Origin of the sequence: Streptomyces sp. NPDC058758, assembly GCF_042746075.1 — a bacterium.
Lineage (GTDB): Bacteria > Actinomycetota > Actinomycetes > Streptomycetales > Streptomycetaceae > Streptomyces.
Genome location: NZ_JBHYPS010000005.1, coordinates 1 through 16,973, shown reverse-complemented (window position 1 = coordinate 16,973; position 16,973 = coordinate 1). Strand labels below are relative to the sequence as shown.

19 protein-coding genes are annotated in these 16,973 nt (G+C 73.3%); 6 read left to right on the top strand and 13 right to left on the bottom strand.

What is annotated here, in order from left to right:
* Nucleotides 1-57 precede the first annotated feature (57 nt).
* Entirely contained in the window at nucleotides 58-597 is a 540-nt protein-coding gene (locus ACFW6A_RS08335; protein WP_351851366.1) for a PPA1309 family protein, read from the top strand.
* Between the two features lie 47 nt (nucleotides 598-644).
* On the opposite strand, the gene ACFW6A_RS08330 is transcribed toward ACFW6A_RS08335, so the two are convergent.
* The 4 genes from ACFW6A_RS08330 to ACFW6A_RS08315 form a co-directional block, all read right to left on the bottom strand.
* Nucleotides 645-1,733, bottom strand: coding sequence for a PDZ domain-containing protein (locus tag ACFW6A_RS08330; protein ID WP_351851363.1), 1,089 nt, complete (start codon nucleotides 1,731-1,733; stop codon nucleotides 645-647).
* An 85-nt stretch (nucleotides 1,734-1,818) separates the two neighbouring features.
* Nucleotides 1,819-2,031, bottom strand: coding sequence for a hypothetical protein (locus ACFW6A_RS08325; RefSeq protein ID WP_351851361.1), 213 nt, complete (start codon nucleotides 2,029-2,031; stop codon nucleotides 1,819-1,821).
* Nucleotides 2,032-2,169: 138 nt separating this feature from the next.
* A complete protein-coding gene (locus ACFW6A_RS08320) occupies nucleotides 2,170-2,631 on the bottom strand; it encodes a molybdenum cofactor biosynthesis protein MoaE (RefSeq protein WP_351851358.1) in 462 nt (153 codons plus the stop codon).
* Nucleotides 2,632-2,711: 80 nt separating this feature from the next.
* Entirely contained in the window at nucleotides 2,712-3,821 is a 1,110-nt protein-coding gene (locus tag ACFW6A_RS08315) for an SDR family oxidoreductase (RefSeq protein ID WP_351851356.1), read from the bottom strand.
* A 190-nt stretch (nucleotides 3,822-4,011) separates the two neighbouring features.
* Here ACFW6A_RS08315 and ACFW6A_RS08310 point away from each other — a divergent pair, with 190 nt between their 5' ends.
* Both ACFW6A_RS08310 and ACFW6A_RS08305 read left to right on the top strand, forming a co-directional pair.
* Nucleotides 4,012-5,478: a zinc-dependent metalloprotease gene (locus tag ACFW6A_RS08310; RefSeq protein WP_386639456.1), complete on the top strand. Its 1,467-nt coding sequence runs from the start codon at nucleotides 4,012-4,014 to the stop codon at nucleotides 5,476-5,478.
* On the top strand, nucleotides 5,475-5,996 hold the full coding sequence (locus tag ACFW6A_RS08305) for an NUDIX domain-containing protein (RefSeq protein WP_351851351.1): 522 nt from the start codon (nucleotides 5,475-5,477) through the stop codon (nucleotides 5,994-5,996). The genes ACFW6A_RS08310 and ACFW6A_RS08305 overlap by 4 nt, the downstream gene beginning before the upstream one ends.
* Nucleotides 5,997-6,062: 66 nt before the next feature.
* Here ACFW6A_RS08305 and ACFW6A_RS08300 read toward each other — a convergent pair whose 3' ends face one another.
* The 4 genes from ACFW6A_RS08300 to ACFW6A_RS08285 form a co-directional block, all read right to left on the bottom strand.
* Nucleotides 6,063-6,818: an AIM24 family protein gene (locus ACFW6A_RS08300; protein ID WP_043225036.1), complete on the bottom strand. Its 756-nt coding sequence runs from the start codon at nucleotides 6,816-6,818 to the stop codon at nucleotides 6,063-6,065.
* 19 nt (nucleotides 6,819-6,837) lie between these two features.
* Nucleotides 6,838-7,518 (bottom strand): AIM24 family protein, encoded by a 681-nt coding sequence (locus ACFW6A_RS08295; RefSeq protein ID WP_351851348.1) that lies wholly within the window; start codon nucleotides 7,516-7,518, stop codon nucleotides 6,838-6,840.
* A gap of 14 nt (nucleotides 7,519-7,532) precedes the next feature.
* On the bottom strand, nucleotides 7,533-9,188 hold the full coding sequence (locus ACFW6A_RS08290) for a TerD family protein (RefSeq protein ID WP_386639452.1): 1,656 nt from the start codon (nucleotides 9,186-9,188) through the stop codon (nucleotides 7,533-7,535).
* Between the two features lie 112 nt (nucleotides 9,189-9,300).
* The gene (locus tag ACFW6A_RS08285; protein WP_386483589.1) at nucleotides 9,301-9,885 is read right to left on the bottom strand and encodes a M48 family metallopeptidase; all 585 of its coding nucleotides are present in this window, start codon (nucleotides 9,883-9,885) and stop codon (nucleotides 9,301-9,303) included.
* A 104-nt stretch (nucleotides 9,886-9,989) separates the two neighbouring features.
* On the opposite strand from ACFW6A_RS08285, the gene ACFW6A_RS08280 reads away from it, so the two are divergent.
* Together ACFW6A_RS08280 and ACFW6A_RS08275 are read left to right on the top strand one after the other, a co-directional pair.
* On the top strand, nucleotides 9,990-11,198 hold the full coding sequence (locus tag ACFW6A_RS08280; protein ID WP_386639449.1) for a TOMM precursor leader peptide-binding protein: 1,209 nt from the start codon (nucleotides 9,990-9,992) through the stop codon (nucleotides 11,196-11,198).
* Entirely contained in the window at nucleotides 11,191-12,534 is a 1,344-nt protein-coding gene (locus tag ACFW6A_RS08275) for an AarF/ABC1/UbiB kinase family protein (protein WP_351851338.1), read from the top strand. Before ACFW6A_RS08280 ends, ACFW6A_RS08275 begins: the two co-directional genes overlap by 8 nt.
* A 15-nt stretch (nucleotides 12,535-12,549) precedes the next feature.
* Here the strand turns inward: ACFW6A_RS08275 and ACFW6A_RS08270 are convergent, their stop codons facing one another.
* The 5 genes from ACFW6A_RS08270 to ACFW6A_RS08250 form a co-directional block, all read right to left on the bottom strand.
* A complete protein-coding gene (locus tag ACFW6A_RS08270) occupies nucleotides 12,550-12,732 on the bottom strand; it encodes a hypothetical protein (protein ID WP_351851335.1) in 183 nt (60 codons plus the stop codon).
* Between the two features lie 98 nt (nucleotides 12,733-12,830).
* Complete coding sequence (locus ACFW6A_RS08265; RefSeq protein WP_351851332.1) at nucleotides 12,831-13,190, bottom strand: hypothetical protein; 360 nt, start codon at nucleotides 13,188-13,190, stop codon at nucleotides 12,831-12,833.
* On the bottom strand, nucleotides 13,187-13,555 hold the full coding sequence (locus ACFW6A_RS08260; protein WP_031013886.1) for a WhiB family transcriptional regulator: 369 nt from the start codon (nucleotides 13,553-13,555) through the stop codon (nucleotides 13,187-13,189). Before ACFW6A_RS08260 ends, ACFW6A_RS08265 begins: the two co-directional genes overlap by 4 nt.
* A gap of 171 nt (nucleotides 13,556-13,726) precedes the next feature.
* The gene (locus ACFW6A_RS08255) at nucleotides 13,727-14,041 is read right to left on the bottom strand and encodes a hypothetical protein (RefSeq protein ID WP_351851419.1); all 315 of its coding nucleotides are present in this window, start codon (nucleotides 14,039-14,041) and stop codon (nucleotides 13,727-13,729) included.
* 175 nt (nucleotides 14,042-14,216) lie between these two features.
* The gene (locus tag ACFW6A_RS08250) at nucleotides 14,217-16,409 is read right to left on the bottom strand and encodes an ATP-dependent DNA helicase UvrD2 (RefSeq protein ID WP_351851329.1); all 2,193 of its coding nucleotides are present in this window, start codon (nucleotides 16,407-16,409) and stop codon (nucleotides 14,217-14,219) included.
* Between the two features lie 210 nt (nucleotides 16,410-16,619).
* Between ACFW6A_RS08250 and ACFW6A_RS08245 the strand changes: the two genes are divergently transcribed.
* Complete coding sequence (locus ACFW6A_RS08245) at nucleotides 16,620-16,874, top strand: mycoredoxin (protein WP_386480123.1); 255 nt, start codon at nucleotides 16,620-16,622, stop codon at nucleotides 16,872-16,874.
* The last annotated feature ends 99 nt before the right edge of the window (nucleotides 16,875-16,973 follow it).

Here is a 16,973-nt window from a genome sequence, read left to right as displayed (position 1 = left end):
TTACCGACGCTTTACCTAGTTCCCGTCCCGGAGGGAAGAGGAGGCAGGATATTGCTCATGTCCAACGTTTCCCCCTCGGGCCCGCCGATGGCCTCCAGTCCCCTCACCCGTGCGGTGCTCGAGATCGACGAGTACGCCTCGGGTCTCGGCTGGGACCGGCCCGCCCGCCTCTTCGCCCTGGTCGACACCGCCCGGCTGCGCGCCCAGGCCCCCTCGCTGAAGCTCGGCGAGGACGCCACCGCCTACACCCCGATCGAGCAGGAGGAGATCCCCAGGGGCAAGCCGCTCGACGAGTTCCTCGGCACGATCGCCTGGCCGGAGGGGGTCGCCGGCTGCGCCCTGACGGTGGAGCGGCTGATGCTGCCGCCGTCGGCGGAGGCCCAGGTCCCCAAGGACCTGAGCGGCGCCAAGCTGAACAAGTGGGTGGCCGGCCACCCGGACCGCCAGGAGGTCCGGATGACGGTGGCCGTGCTGCGGACCGGCGCCCGGGAGGCGGCGATCCGGCTGCGCGAGAAGGACTCGCCGACCGAGGTGCTGACCGGCCCGGACCTGGTGCCGGGGCTCGCCGAGGCGCTGGCCGCGACCTTCGAGGGCTGAGCGGTACGGGTGCGGGGCCCCGCGCGGGGCCCCGTACCGGCGGGGGGTCAGCCCTTCGAGCAGCTCGGCAGGTCCGCGGTGTCGCCCTTGCGGAGCTTCTCCAGCGACGCCGTCGCGTCGGCGATGGTGTCGACCTTGACGAGGGTGAGCCCGTCGGGGGTGTCGCCGGCCGCCGTGGCGCAGTTCTCCGCCGGGGTGAGGAAGTACTCGGCGCCGGCGTTCCGCGCGCCGACCAGCTTCATCTGGATGCCGCCGATCGGGCCGACCTTGCCGTCGTCGTCGATGGTGCCGGTGCCCGCGACGAACTTGCCGCCGGTGAGGCTCTCCGGGGTCAGCTTGTCGACGATGCCGAGTGCGAACATCAGGCCGGCGCTGGGGCCGCCGACGTCGGCCAGCTTGATGTCGATGGTGAACGGGAAGACGTGGTCGGTGCCGGCCTGGATGCCGACGATCGCCCGGTCGCCCTCCTCGGACTTCGCGGTGGTGAGGACCACCTTCCGGGTGGTGGTGGCCTCCTTGTGCGCCTTCTCGGCGGCGGCCGCCTCCTTCGCCGGGACGATGGTGAACTCGACCTTCTGGCCCGGCTTCCGCTTGGTCACCTGCGCGGCGACGTCGGCCGGCTTGACGACCTCCACCCCGTCGACGGCCTTGATCACGTCCCCGGCGTGGAGGGTGCCCTCCGCCGGGGAGTCCTTCACCACGGAGGCGACGACGACCCGGGTGGTGAACGGGATGCCCAGCTCGTCGAGGGCGGCCACCTTGGCGCTCTCCTGCGACTGGCTGAACTCCTCCGCGTTCTCCTGGCTCGACTCCTCCTCGGTCTTCCCGTCCGGGTAGAGGGTGTCGTGCGGCACCACCACGTTGTCGTGGGTCAGCCAGCCGAAGACCGCCTCGACGGCGTTCATCTTGTAGTCCGCGCTGGTGACCCTGACCGTGGTCATGTTGAGGTGGCCGTCGGTCGGGTAGGTCTTGCGGCCGGAGATCTGGAGCACCGGCTCGCCGCGGGCCTCGCCGAGCGTGTTGACCGTGGGGCCGGGGCTCATCTCCGAGTACGGCACCGGGATCAGGACGCCGGCGATCAGCAGGCAGATCAGGACCAGGGTGGAGGCGAGCATCGTCGCGGTGCGGCGTGGCATGGAACGACAGTACGGGACTCGCCTGTGCGCGCACCCCCGGGGCGGGTCCGTACGGGACGCGTCCGGGGCGGCCTCCTGCGGGCCGTCAGGACTCCGCGGGAGCGGCCTCGTGGACCGGGTGGAACGGAGCGGAACCGGGCGCGGTGGGGTGGGAACGTTCCATGGCGTCCCGGAAGCGGGCGTAGCCGGCGAGCTCGGCCACGTCACCTATGGTCTTGTTCCTCTGGACCCAGCTTCCCCATATCGCCGCGCCGACGACTGCGAAAAGCGGAATCAGCAACCAGGCCAGCGCTGCCATCCCGACCTCCCATCCCCAGTGAGTTGATCAGCAGATTATTCATCTGTGCCACCAACGCTCGGGCCTGGGGGCCGGTTACGCAAATCGGGCGTTCGACTACGGCGCGTCGGCGCGTCGCCTTGCCACCCGAAAGGGGGCTCAGCAGGCCCCCACCCACTCCTCGGTGCCGTCCGAGAAGGTCTGGTGCTTCCAGATGGGGACCTCGTGCTTGAGGTCGTCGATCAGCTTGCGGCAGGCCTCGAAGGCCTCGCCGCGGTGGGGGCAGGAGACGGCGACGACGACCGCGAGGTCGCCGACCGACAGGTCGCCGACACGGTGGACGGCGGCCAGGGCGCGGACCGGGTAGTTCGCGACGACCTTCTCGGCGACCCGGCGCAGCTCGGCCTCGGCGCTGGGGTGGCAGGAGTAGCCCAGCGCGTCGACGTCGGCGCCGCCGTCGTGGTTGCGCACGGTGCCGACGAACAGGGTCGTGCCGCCCGCGGCGTCGTCGCCGACGGCCCGGAAGACCTCGTCGACCGAGAGCGGGGTGTCGCGGATCGCGAGCAGCTTGATCGGGTCGTCCGCGGCCTGCTCACCGGGGTGGTCGTGCGTGGTCGTCATGCGGTCCATGGTGCCGCACGCCTCCGACATCCCGGAATAGCGTTTTCGACCGGTGGACCGGGACCCTCCGTAGGAGGGTCCTACAGGCCGCGCCGCTTCCGCATCTGCCGCACCAGGGCCGCGGTGCCCAGGAGGGCCACCGTGGCGCCCGCCGCGCCCGCCGCCGTGGCGTCCTTGCGGCCCAGCCGGCGGCCCGCGACCGTGTGCCGGCCCTGGACCTCCTCCAGGAGCGCCGCCAGGACCTCCTCGTTGGTCCACTTCGGGCGCCAGCCCGCGTCGTGGAGGCGTCCCACGCTCACCACCCAGGGGTGCATGGTGTAGGCGAGGTCCCCGGCCGGGGAGGGCGTGAGGCCGATCCGGTGCAGCCGCGCGGCGGCGCCGAGGGCGACCGCGGAGGGCAGCTCCATCCGGCGGATACCCGACAGCTCCTCGACCTCCTCCTGCTCCAGCCAGCCCTCGCAGCCGACCGCGAACTCTCCGTCGACCTTCTCCAGGGCCGCGTACTCCAGCGCGCTGACCAGGTCGTCCACGTGGCAGAACTGCCAGGTGGGGCGGGAGCCGGCGACGACGAGCAGCCGGGGCGACTCGAAGTAGCGGGTCAGCGCCGTGTCCGTACCGCCGACGAGGACGGCCGGGCGGACCACGGTCACGTTGAGGCCGGGGTGCGCGCGGGAGCCGCGGCGGCCGAGCCGCTCGATCTCCAGGAGGTCGCCGACGCCCGTGGCCTCGGCGGTGGCCCGCAGCTCGGCGTCCTCGGAGAGCGGGATGTCGTTGTCGGGCAGGGCGCCGTAGACCATCGTCGAGGTGCACAGGACCACCCGGTGGACGCCGGCCGCGGCGGCGGCCGTGAGGACCGTCTGGGTGCCGCGCACGTTGTAGGCCGTCCGGGCGGCGGGGTCGGTCTCCAGGTCCAGGTCGACGGCGAGGTGCACGACGACGTCGGCGCCGCGCAGCTTCTCCGCGATGGCCGGATCCCGTACGTCGAGGACGTGCCAGGTCGCCTCCGGCACCTCGCCCCGCCGCTCGTCGAGGGCGATGACCTGCCGGACCTCCTCCGAATCGGCGAGACGCCTGGTCAGCAGGGCTCCGACGCCCGTGGCGGCGCCGGTGACCGCGACGACGGGGCCGCGCGCAGCGGACCGGGTTGAGGTGTTTCGCGCTCCGCGAACCTGCGGATCTGGGGAACTCACCGACCGACTCCAGTGGTTGTCTTCAGTACGTACGGGGATGACGCGTACGTACCAGGTGGCGTCCATCCTGCCGCAGGGCACGGCCCGGCGGAGACTTGAGCCCATATCCGACCCGGATGTCTACGCTGGTGTTGTGCAGCGGGCAGTCGCCGCCGGCAGAGGCCGGCGGCCCTAGGAGCCGAGGAAACCTGTGAGTGACACCCCATTCGGATTCGGCCTTCCGCCGGAGGAGCCGGAGGACGGCGACGAAGGCAAGAAGAAGGACCCCGCCGGAGGTGGCCAGGGGTCCGGCGGTCAGGGCGGCGGCAATCCGTTCGGGGCGAACCCGTTCGGATTCGGCGGCATCCCCGGCCTGGGCGGCGGCCAGGGCGGCGCGGACAATCCGTTCGCCGCGATGTTCGGGTCGATGAACCCGACGGACCTGGGCGCGGCCTTCCAGCAGCTCGGCCAGATGCTCAGCTACGAGGGCGGTCCCGTGAACTGGGACATGGCCAAGCAGATCGCCCGGCAGGTGGTCGCCCAGGGCACCGCCGACGGCGTCAAGGACGCCAGCGTGGGCCCGGCCGAGAAGTCCGCGGTCGAGGAGGCGGTCCGCCTCGCCGACCTCTGGCTCGACCAGGCCACCTCGCTGCCCTCCGGGGCGAACGTCGCGGTGGCGTGGAGCCGCGCCGAGTGGGTCGAGGCGACCCTCCCGGCGTGGAAGGAGCTGGTGGACCCGGTCGCCGAGCGGGTCGGCACGGCCATGGGCGACGTGCTGCCGCAGGAGATGCAGGCCATGGCGGGCCCGCTGATCGGCATGATGCGGTCGATGGGCGGCGCCATGTTCGGCCAGCAGATCGGGCAGGCCGTCGGTGCGCTCGCGGGCGAGGTCGTCGGCTCGACCGACGTCGGCCTGCCGCTCGGCCCGGCCTCCCGGGCCGCGCTGCTCCCGCTGAACGTGGCGTCCTTCGGCAAGGACCTGAGCGTTCCCTCCGACGAGGTGCGGCTCTACCTGGCCCTGCGCGAGGCCGCCCACCAGCGCCTCTTCGCGCACGTGCCGTGGCTGCGGGCGCACCTGTTCGGCGCGGTCGAGGCGTACGCGCGCGGGATCAAGGTCGACACCTCGAAGCTGGAGGAGGCCGTCTCCCAGCTCGACCCGACCCACCCCGAGCAGCTCCAGGAAGCGCTCCAGTCCGGCATGTTCCAGCCGCAGGACACGCCCGAGCAGAAGGCGGCGCTGGCCCGCCTGGAGACGGCGCTCGCGCTGGTCGAGGGCTGGGTGGACGCGGTGGTCCACGAGGCCGCCAAGACCCGGCTGACCTCGGCGGACGCGCTCCGCGAGACGCTGCGGCGGCGCCGGGCCACCGGCGGTCCGGCCGAGCAGACCTTCGCCACCCTGATCGGTCTGGAGCTGCGTCCGCGCCGGCTGCGGGACGCCTCCCGGCTGTGGGCCTCGCTCACCGACGCGCGGGGCGTCGACGGCCGCGACGGCCTGTGGGAGCACCCCGACATGCTGCCGACGGCGACCGACCTGGACGACCCGGACGGCTTCGTGCACCGCGAGCACCTGGACTTCTCCGAGCTGGACAAGATGCTCGGCGAGGCGGCCCGGGGCGACGGACCCGGCCGCGGGGACGAGCCCGAGGGCGGCGACGGGGACGGGGACTCGGAGAAGTGAGCCTGTACGACGACGCGGTCCTCGTCCTCAAGGGGTACGAGGGCCAGCCGGAACTGCGCGAGGTCTACCTGGAGCACCTGGCGGCCCACCCGGACGGCATGTACAAGCCGTGCGGGGCGGGCCACCTCACCAGCAGCGCGCTGGTGATCGACCCCGCGCGCGGGCGGGTGCTGCTCACCCTCCACAAGAAGCTCGGCATGTGGCTCCAGATGGGCGGCCACTGCGAGGAGGGCGATCCGACGGTCGAGGCGGCGGCGCTGCGCGAGGCCGCCGAGGAGTCGGGGATCACGGGTCTGACGCTGCTGCCCGGCGGCCCGGTGCGGCTGGACCGGCATCCGATCCCGGCGCCCTGCCACTGGCACCTCGACGTGCAGTACGCGGCGCTGGCCCCGGCGGACGCGGTCGCGCAGATCAGCGAGGAGTCGCTGGACCTGAGGTGGTACGCGTACGACGAGGTGGCCGGGGTCGCGGACACCTCGGTGGTGCGGCTGCTGGAGGGCACGCTGGCCCGGCTGTGAGCGGACGCGCGAAGAGGCCCCCGGTCTGCCGGGGGCCTCTTCGCGTGCGTGCCGGTCGGCGTCCGGTCAGTTCCAGGCGTTGTTCTGGTTCTGGCCGTGGGCGCCGTGCTGGCCGACGCCGAACTGGGCGGCGGCGCCCTGGCCGATCACCGCGTTCTGCGGGGGCATGATCTCGCTGGGCTGGACCAGGGCGAAGCCCTGGCCGAGGAAGCTGAGCTCCCAGCCCTCGCCGGTGTTGCCGCGGCGGCTGCGGACGCTGCTGTTGTGCGTCTGGGCCTGCATCTGGACCCGCAGCGAGGTGGACCAGGCGACGATCGCGTCCGCGTCGGCGCTCACGTACTTGTCGGGGGTGACCTGGAGCATCAGCGGCTGACCGGAGGTCATGAGGGCGACCTTGCCGCGGCCGGTGATGTTCAGCTGGTACTTGCCGGTGCCGGAGACCCCGTACTGGCTGTCGACGGCGATGACCTCGGTGTGCAGGCTCGTGTCGAGGGCCAGCACGTAGGAGCTGTCCACGGTGAGGCCCTCCTGCTCGACCTCGATGACGTGGATGTACTGGGCGAGGTTGGCGAAGTAGACCGTGCCCTGGCCGGAGCAGCGCATCAGGTCGAGGCCCTCGCCGGTGCGGGCGCGGGCCTGGCGCTGGGAGCTGGACTGGTACTCGCCGTCGAAGTCGACGAGGCCCTGGTAGGCGACCATGGCGCCCTTGCGGGCGAGGACGTCGTCGTGGCCGGTGAGGCTCACCCGCAGCAGCTGCGGGTTCTGGATGACGTACCGCTCCTGGCTCTGCTGCTCGGCGTGGTTGAAAAGCGGGCTCTGCATGATGTGTTCTCGCTCCCCCTCAGCCCCGGACCCGCAGGCGGTCGCTGCTGTCCTCGCTCGGCTGTACGACGACGATGCCCTGGCCCGAGAAGGCCATCTGGTATGCCTCGCCGCTGCCCCGCCCGATGAGGGAGGACGCCTTGAAGCTGCGCTTGCCCTTGACCTTGAGCGCCGGCGACCAGGCGACGAGCGCGTCGGGGTCGACGTACGTCTCGTCCTCGCCGCGGCCGCAGTCGACGACGATCGGGGTGCCGCGCGAGGTGAGCGCGACCCAGCCGGTGCCGGCGATCCCCACGTTGAACAGGCCCTGACCCGCGAACTTGGCGAGGCCCTTGACCCGCTCGACGCCCCACTGGAGGTGGGCGTCGAAGGCGAGGAGGTTGGAGCCGTTGACCGAGATGGCGTCGTTCTGGAGGTTGATCACGACGACGTCGGCGCCGTAGTCGGCGAGGTACAGCAGGCCGTCGCCGGTGCACTTCATGATCGGCGCGCCCTCGCCGGTGGCCCATTCCCTGGCGACCTGGCGGACGGCGGGCGGGTTGGGCTCGTAGCTGATGAAGCCCTCGTAGGCGACCATCGAGCCGGCCCGGGCGTAGAGGTCCTGGCCGGTGGCCATGGCGACCTTGAGCATGGTGCGGCCGTGGTTCTCCATGCGGGCCGCGATGGGGGTCGGGGCATAGCCCGCGAGCTGCTGGTTCATGGTGTCGGGCTCCCTCAGACCTCGTACGGCTGGACGACGATGAAGTTGCCGGGGGCGCCCCGGAACTGGAGGTTCACGGTCTCCCCGCTGTGGCCGGGGTAGGCGTTGCGCCGGAGCCGGACCTGGCTGGAGAGGATCACCTGGGAGGCGGCCGACCAGGCGACGACCGCGTTGCAGTCGGCGAAGGTCGTCGGGGTGACGGGCAGGACCACGGGGACGCCGTGGGTCTTGACGATCACGGTGCCGGTGCCCTGGAACTGCATGGTGAACAGGGCGCCGCCGGGGATGCCGTGGCCCTCGATGCGGCGGACCTCGTACTGGAGGGACTCGTCGAAGGCGAGCACGTTCTCCGCGGAGACGCAGATGGCGTCGCCCTGGAGCTCGATCGGGTGGAGGTGGGCGCCGTTCTCGGCGAGGAAGACCTGGCCGCGGCCGGTGCAGCGCATCAGCTGCATCTCCTGGCCGGTGGCGTTGCCCACGATGCGGCCGGCGAAGCCGGCGCCCTTGTAGGAGAAGTCGACCTTGCCCTGGTACATGACCATGGAGCCCTGGCGGGCGAGGACGGGGGTGCCGCCCATGGCCAGGTCGACCCGCATGAGCTGCTGGTTCTGCGGGGTCCAGCGGGCGCCGTTGGCGGTCTCCTTGTACGGGGCGAGCGCGGCGGCGAGTCCGGCGCCGGCCGCGGGCACGCCCTGGGGGACGCCCTGCGGGGGCATGCCCGGCGGCATCCCGGGCTGCTGCCCGTAGGGGGCCGGCTGGCCGTAGCCCGGCTGCTGGCCGTACGGGGCCTGCGGCGGCTGGCCGTAGGGGGTGCCCGGCGGCGGGGTCTGGCCCGGGATCTGCCCGTAGGGGGCCTGGGGCGGCTGGCCGTACGGGCCGGGGGCGGCGGGGGCCGGAGCCGGCGGCGGCACCGGGGCGGGGGCGAGCGGCGCGACCATCGTGGGCTGGGTGTGCACGGGCTGCGGGGCCGGCGGCGGCGTGGGCGGCTGCGCGCCGTAGCCGGGCTGCGGGGCGCCGTAGCCGGGGGCGGGGGCCGGGGCGGCGGGGGCGGCGAAGGCCGGCGGGGCCGCGGCCTGGGCGGGGGCGCCGAAGGCGGGGGCGGCCTGCTGGGGGGCGGCCTGCTGGGGGGCTGCGGGCTCCTCCTCCAGGACCTCGCCGCCGAAGTTCCGCAGCAGCGCTTCCAGGCCTCCGTCGAAGCCCTGGCCGACGGCGGCGAACCGCCACACGTCCTTCAGGTAGAAGTCGCCGAGCATGACCGCGCGCTCGGTGGAGAACTCCGCACCGGTGAAGGCGTAGCGGGCGACCTCCTCGCCGCCCGCGACGATCCGGATCCAGCCGGGGCCGACCTGCGACATCTGGCCGTCGCCGTCGATGGTGGCGGTGAAGGAGAGCTTGTGGATCTGCGGGGGGATCCGGTCGAGGGTGACGCGGAACGACTCGGTGTCGCCGGACTGCGCCCCGAGCAGCTGGATGGACTCCTCGGGCGACTTCGGCTGGTTGAAGAAGACGAAGTAGCGGTCGTCCGAGAGGCGCTCGTCGGCGTCGAGCCCGAAGCAGCTGATGTCGAAGGTGAGCCCGGGAGCCGCGATCTGCACGCCCACGTACAGATCGGTGCCCGCGGTCAGATCACTGATCTTGGCCTTGTGGCCGCGTTGGAATTCCCTGGCCATGCGTAACGACCGTCCCCCATCCCGATGGCGAATGACTCGCGCCAGGCTAACCGCTGGGGCCGACATTGAGACAGGGGAGGCCCGATCCGGTACGGAATCGGGAAATCGGACGTCAGGCCGCGGGGTCTCCGCCCGGCGGGTGCGGAAGGCGGTCCGCGGCGACCACTCCTTCGAGGTACCCGCGGGCCCGCTCGGTGCGCGGATAGGCCTCCAAGAGCCGCCAGAAGGCCGGTCCGTGGCCGGGGACGAGGAGGTGGGCGAGCTCGTGCAGCAGGACGTAGTCGACGACGTACTCGGGCATCCCCTGGAGGCGGTGGGAGAGCCGGACGGTGCCCTCGGCGGGGGTGCAGGAGCCCCAGCGGCTGTTCTGATTGGTGACCCAGCGCACAGAATCGGGCCGGGCCCTCCCGTCGAGGTACTGGGCGGAGAGGCGGGCGGCCCGCTCGGCCAGCTCGGCGTCGCCGCGGGTGGCGCGGCGCTCCTTGTCCCGGTCCTTGGCGTCGAGCTTCTCCAGCATCACGCCGACCCAGCGGCGCTCCTCGGCCTCCGACATCCGGGCCGGGATGAGGACGATCGTGCGGTCCCCCTCGCGGTAGGCGGAGACGGAACGGGTGCGGCGGGCGCTCCTGCGGATCTCGACTGGCACGCCTTCGACGGTACCCGGCGGGCGCAACGGAATCTCCTTCGTATGACCTATATGACTTTCGGGCGTGCCTGTGGACAACTCTCGGCGCCGTTCCACGGCGGTGGGCAGTCTGGTTCCCGTGGTCCGCGGAATCGGGCGAGGAAGGCGGGGCGGGGATGCATCCGATGGTGAAGCCGGCACTGCGCCGGGCGTGGCGGAGTCTGACCTGCGCGCAGTACGGGGTGACGCCGGCGCACGCGGTGGTGCTGGATCCGGTGGACGCGGCGACGGGCCGGCTGCTCGGGCTGATGGACGGGACGCGAGGGACGGCCTCGCTGCGGCGGGAGGCGGCGGCGCTGGGGCTGCCGGAGGGACGACTCGACGCGCTGCTCGGACGGCTCGGCGCGGCGGGGCTGCTCGTGGAGGCCGCCGCCGGACGGCCGGGCCGGGCGGGGCCCGAGGCGGGGGCGGTGGACGCGGCGCTGGATCCGCTGCGGGCGGACCTGGCCGCGCTGTCGGTGGTGTGCGCGGAGCCGGACCGGGCGCTGGCGGCCCTCGCGGCCCGGCGGGAGCGGCGGGTGCGGGTGCGGGGCGCCGGGCGGGTGGGCGCGATGGTGGCGGCGCTGCTCGCGGCGGGGGGCGTGGGCGGCGTGGAGGTGGTCGACGGGGGGCGGGTCGAGCCCTGGGAGACGGCACCGGGCGGGCTGCCCGCCGAGGCGGTCGGCGAGCGGCGGGTGGCGGCGGCGCGCCGGCTGGTGGGGCGCTGGACCCGCGGCCCGGTGGCCGCGCGGCGGGCGGGCAGGCGGGCGTCGCCGGGTGACGGGGGCGGCGGGGAGGCGGTGTCACTCGTGGTGGTGACGGACCGGGACGGACTGGGGGCGCGGGTGCCGGATCCCGTGGTGGCGGAGCCGTGGATGGCGGCAGGGGTGCCCCACCTGTACGCGGGGGTGCTGGAGGCGACGGGGGTGGTGGGGCCGCTGGTGCTGCCGGGCGGGACGGCGTGCGCGCGGTGTCTCCAGGAGGAGGCGACGGACCGGGACCCGGCGTGGCCGCGGCTGCTCGCGCAGTGGCGCTCGGGCGCCCCGCATCCGCTGCCGGCCTGTGACGTGGCGCTGGCGACGGCGGTGGCGGGGCTCGCCGCCGCGCACGCGCTGGCCTTTCTGGACGGGGAGTTGCCGGCGAGCACGGGGACCCGGTGGGAGGCGGCGATGCCGTCGCTGGGGTGGCGGTCCGAGCGGCTGGTGCCGCACCCGGCCTGTCCCTGCGGGGCCGCGCGCGGCAGGGTGGGGGTGGGCGTCTCGGCTGGCGAGGAGGCGCGGTTCACGACGACGGGGCGCCGCCCCGCACGACAGGGCAGTCTGGGAATTGGAGGGGCGCATGTCTGATCTTCCCCGGAAGGCGGTCACCCGGACCGCCAAGTTGGCCGCGTTGCCGCTGGGCTTCGCGGGGCGCGCGACGTGGGGCCTGGGCAAGCGGATCGGGGGCAAGTCGGCCGAGTTCGTGGCCCGCGAGCTCCAGGAGCGCACGGCGGAGCAGCTGTTCAAGGTGCTCGGCGAACTCAAGGGCGGGGCCATGAAGTTCGGCCAGGCGCTGTCGGTCTTCGAGTCGGCGCTGCCGGAGGAGGTCGCCGGCCCCTACCGGGCGGCCCTGACGAAGCTTCAGGAGGCGGCGCCGCCGATGCCGGTGCGGACGGTGCACGGGGTCCTGGAGGAGCGGCTCGGGGAGGGGTGGCGGGAGCTGTTCCTGGAGTTCGAGGACAAGCCGGCGGCGGCCGCGTCGATCGGGCAGGTGCACCGGGCGGTGTGGCACGACGGGCGCGAGGTCGCGGTGAAGGTGCAGTACCCGGGCGCCGGGGAGGCTCTGCTGGCGGACCTGGCGCAGCTCGGCCGGTTCGCCCGGCTCCTCGGGCCGCTGCTGCCGGGGATCGAGGTGAAGCCGCTCGTCGCGGAGCTGCGCGAGCGGGTGTCGGAGGAGCTGGACTACGCCCTGGAGGCGCGGGCCCAGCGGGAGCACGCGGAGGTCTTCGCGGACGATCCGGACGTGGTGGTGCCGGGGGTGGTGCACCAGGCGGAGCAGGTCCTGGTGACGGAGTGGATGGACGGGATCCCGCTCTCCGAGGTGATCGCGGAGGGCGACCGGGAGCAGCGGGACCGGGCGGGGCAGCTGCTGGCCCGGTTCCTGTTCTCGGGTCCGGCGCGGACGGGACTGCTGCACGCCGATCCGCATCCGGGGAACTTCCGGCTGCTGCCGTCCGGCGACGGGGCGGACGATCCGGCGGGGTGGCGGCTCGGGGTGCTGGACTTCGGCACGGTGGACCGGCTGCCGGGCGGCCTTCCGGAGATGATCGGGACCTGTCTGCGGATGGCGCTGGCCGGTGAGGCGGAGCCGGTGTACGCGCTGCTGCGGTCGGAGGGCTTCGTGAAGGAGTCGGTGGCCCTCGATCCGGAGGAGGTGCTGGACTACCTGCTGCCGATCATCGAGCCGGCGGCGGCGGAGTCCTTCGTCTTCACCCGGGGCTGGATGCGGACGCAGGCGGCCCGGATCGCCGACCCCCGCTCCCCGGCGCACCAGCTGGGGCGGCAGCTGAACCTGCCGCCGGCGTATCTGCTGATCCACCGGGTGACGCTGTCCACGATCGGCGTGCTGTGCCAGCTGAACGCGACGGTCCGGCTGCGGGACGAGCTGTCGTCCTGGCTGCCCGGGTTCGAGCCGGCGCCCTAGCGGGTGGCCGGCTCGTCACCACCAGGAGGAGTCGAGGCGGCCCTCGATGGCCCGGATGTGGGCGCGGGCGCACTCCTCGCAGAAGTACGCGCGGCGCCCGTTCTCGACGGAGCAGGTCCAGGTGATCGGGAGGGTGTCGGCGGTCCTGCCGCAGCGTGCGCAGGCCACGGGCTCCTCCGCGGCGCGGGGCTCGTTCATCCTCGTGACGATAGCCCGGCGGGGCGGCCGCGGCGGGGCAACGCACCGCGGGGGCCGGTCCGTTCGGACCGGCCCCCGCGGGGACGCCTGGTGGGGCGTCAGTGCATGACGGCCATGGCGAGGGCGCGGCGGGCGCGCAGCGAGACGCGCTCGGCGCGGCGCTGCATGCGCCGGGCGGCGATCAGGCGCGCGGCCTGACGTTCCGCGTCGGCCTCACGCCGGCGCTCGTGCATATGGGCACGGGCCAGGGCTTCTGGGATGAGTTGCATGTCACGGGTCCTGTTCTGACGCGGCGCGGGGGCGCCGGCGGTGGAGAAGACGGGGGTAGCGGAGCCGGTGGGCTCGGTGGCGGGCGTGGTCATCGGGGCCTGCTTCTGGGGATCGTGCGTGAGGGGGTGGTCGATCGTTCCGGTGCGCCTGGGGGCCTTGTGGGGTGCCTCCCAGGTGAGGGCGGTCATGCCGCGACCGGGTTCTTGCGCGGGCGGCCGCGGGGCCGCTTGCGGGCGACGACCACGCCCTGGACGAAGAGCTCGCCGCCCCAGACACCCCAGGGCTCACGGCGCTCCTTGGCGCCGGCGAGACAGGCCGCGACCAGCGGGCAGGTCTTGCAGAGGGACTTGGCGTACTCGACGTCGGCCGGGGACTCGGCGAAGAAGACCTCCGGGTCGTAGGCCCGGCAGGGAACCGGGACGCCGAGGTTCTCGATGGCGTCGTCGAGCGCGGTGAGCGATGTCAGGGGGGTCAAGGCGTGGTCCTCCGTGAGGCCGGACGGGGGGATCGTTTCGGAAGGCGGTACGGACGGGGCGTGCGCTTCGAGTTGCACGGGTGTCTTTCCTCGTCTGGTCGTTTCCGGCCGGTCGGCCGGGTCTTCGGCTGGTACCGGGTTTTCTTGTCCCGAGGCCCCCTCGCTCCGTCGTCCCCGTTCGGGGACAAACAGAAGGGCCGCGGATCCCGGGTGGGGTTCCGCGGCCCTGAAGGCGCCGGCCTGATCAGGTCAGGCTGGATCACTCCAGGGTTCGAGCCCACGGAAGGCCCACATCGTGTGGTGCTGCGTCGTCTGCTGCTTGCCGGCACCGGCCGCCGCGAAGCCATAGGCCGTGATTCCGGCCTTGGTCTCTTCAGCCACCCGTGCCTTGGTCGGTCGCTCATCGCGCTCGATGACGGACATGCCGCGGCCGGACAGACCGGTGACGGGCAGACCGCTGCCAAGGAACGCAAAGGCGGAGAGGCCGAGCGAGCAGGCGGAGACGACCGAGCGATCGGTCATTTTGGCGGTGCTGACGATGGTGCTGGTGTTGATGTTGCTGATCACTGGAATCGCCTCCTCTCGGCGTCTCGGAGAGCTCGGGTGTGAGCCGGGCTCTCGATGTTCATTTGGACAAGTACAGCACGAGACAGGGCTTCTCAAGAAGCCGCTGTTGCGTGGTTAAGAACCTATGGGGCTTGACGGGGCGGGCGCAAACTATTTTTCCCACGAGTTTCGATCAGTCGTCCCCTGCACCCGTCACACCCTCTTCACCTGCGCAGATGCTCAGGACATCGGCTCCGAAGCGGTCCAGCTTCCGGGCGCCGACCCCGGCGATCATGGCGAGCTCGCCGCCGGTGGCGGGGACCCGTTCGGCGATGGCCATGAGCGTCTTCTCGGTGAAGACGCAATAGGCGGGCTGGCCGAGCGCCCGGGCGCGCTCCTCGCGCCAGGCGTGCAGCCGCTCGTACAGGCCCTCGTCCATCTCGGAGGGACAGTCCTCGCAACGGAGCAGCTTCATGGCGCCGGCCTCGGTGAGGGTGGTGCCGCAGACCCGGCAGCGGACGGGACCGCGCGGGCGGCGGCGGGGGCCCGTGCCGGACGGGCTGCCCGGGCCGCCCCGCTCGATGCCGCCGGCCGCGCCGTGGCCGCCGGGCCGGCCGCCGGAGCCGGGGCGCAGGCCCTTGAGGAAGCGGCTGGGGACGCGGGAGGCGCGGCCGCCCGGGGAGCGGGAGAGCGCCCAGGAGAGCGTGAGGTGGACACGGGCGCGGGTGACGCCCACGTAGAGCAGCCGGCGCTCCTCCTCGATCTGCTCGTCCGTCCTGGCGTAGGTGATCGGCAGCATGCCGTCGGTGAGGCCGACCAGGAAGACGGCGTCCCACTCCAGGCCCTTGGCGGCGTGCAGGGAGGCGAGGGTGACGCCCTGGACGGTGGGGGCGTGCTGGGCGGCCATCCGCTCGTCCAGCTCGGCGACGAGGTCGGCGAGGGTGACGCCGGGGCGGGCGGCGGCGAAGTCGTCGGCGAGCCGGGCGAGCGCGGCCAGCGACTCCCAGCGGTCCCGGACGGCGCCGGAACCGGCCGGCGGCACGCTGGACCAGCCCTGGCCGGAAAGCACCGCCCGCACCTGGGCGGGGAGGTCGTCGGCGCCGTCGAGGAGGGAGTCGTTCGCCCCGAAGCGGGCGGCGCCGCGCAGGGCCGCGAGCGTCTCGCGCACCTCCTGGCGCTCGAAGAAGCGCTCGGCGCCGCGCAGCTGGTAGGGGACGCCGGCGTCGGCGAGGGCCTGCTCGTAGACCTCCGACTGGGCGTTGATCCGGTAGAGGACGGCGATCTCGCCGGCCGGGACGCCGGCGGCGATCAGGTCGCGGACCCGGCGTGCGGTGCCCTCGGCCTCGGCGGGCTCGTCGCCGTACTCGGTGTGGACGGGCTCGGGGCCGGCCTCGCGCTGGGAGATCAGCTCCAGGCGGTGGTCGGCGGCCCGGCCGGACGCCTGGTTCAGCAGGCCGTTGGCGAGGTGGACGACCTGGGGGGTGGAGCGGTAGTCGCGGACCAGCTTGACCACGGTCGCGTGCGGGTGGCGGGTGCGGAAGTCGAGCAGGTGGTCGGGGGTGGCGCCGGTGAAGGAGTAGATCGTCTGGCTGGCGTCGCCGACCACGCAGAGGCTGTCCCGCTCCCCCAGCCACAGCTCCAGGAGCCGCTGCTGGAGCGGGGAGACGTCCTGGTACTCGTCGACGACGAAGTGCTGGTACTGGCGGCGGATCTGCTCGGCGATGTCCTCCCGGTCCTGGAGGATGCCGACGGTGAGGAGCAGCACGTCCTCGAAGTCGATCACCGAGCGCTCGCCCTTGAGCTGCTCGTACATCGCGTAGAGCTGGCCGATCTCGGCCGGGTCCCGGGGGACGTCGCGGCGGGAGCGGGCGGCGGCGGCCGGGTAGTCGGCGGGCACGGTCTGGGTGACCTTGGCCCATTCGATCTCCGCGGTGACGTCCCGCAGCTCGTTCCGGTCGAGCCGGAGCCGGCAGCGGGCGGCGGCCTCGGCGACGAGCTGGGCCTTGCGCTCGACGAGCCGGGGCAGCGGGCCACCGATCGCTTTCGGCCAGAAGAACTGGAGCTGCCGGAGGGCGGCGGAGTGGAAGGTGCGGGCCTGCACCCCGCCCGCGCCGAGCTGGCGCAGCCGGCCGCGCATCTCGCCCGCGGCGCGGTTGGTGAAGGTGACGGCGAGCACGCTCGCGGGCGGCAGCACGCCCGCCCGCACCCCGTAGGCGATCCGGTGGGTGATCGCCCGCGTCTTGCCCGTCCCCGCGCCGGCGAGGACGCACACCGGGCCGTGCAGGGCCAGGGCGACCTCGCGCTGCTCCGGGTCGAGCCCGTCGAGCACCGCGTCGGCGGTCTCCGGGACCTGCGGGAAGAGAGGGGAGTGCGTTGCTGCTGTCACTCCGCCATGCTGCCAGGTCGGGCGGGGTGGTGCGGCGCGTCGTCCACAGGCCCGGGGCCGTGGCCTTACCGTCGCACGGTCGTACCGTCGTACCGTCACACCGCGCGGTCCCGGACGCGGCGCAGGTCACCCGGCGGGCGGGAATGGCCGGGGCGGTGGCGTACGTTCTTCCTTCGGTACCGACCCCCGACCCCAGAGGAGCGCCTGGCCATGCAGGGCACCGTGACGATGTACAGCACCGAGTGGTGCGGCTACTGCCGCCGGCTGAAGGGCCAGATGGACCGCGAGGGCATCGCGTACACCGAGATCAACATCGAGCAGGACCCCGCGTCGGCCGCCTTCGTCGAGCAGGCCAACGGCGGGAACCAGACCGTTCCGACGGTCCTGGTCGTCGCCCCCTCCGGCACCGAGTCGGTCATGACGAACCCGAGCCTGGCCCAGGTCAAGCAGGCGCTGACCGTCTGAGGCACGCCTCCGCAGGACGTGGGGGGGGGCCCCCCACCCCCCCCGCGCGGGGGCGGCCCCCCACGCACGGGAAAAAAAAAGAAAGGAAAGCCGGAAGGG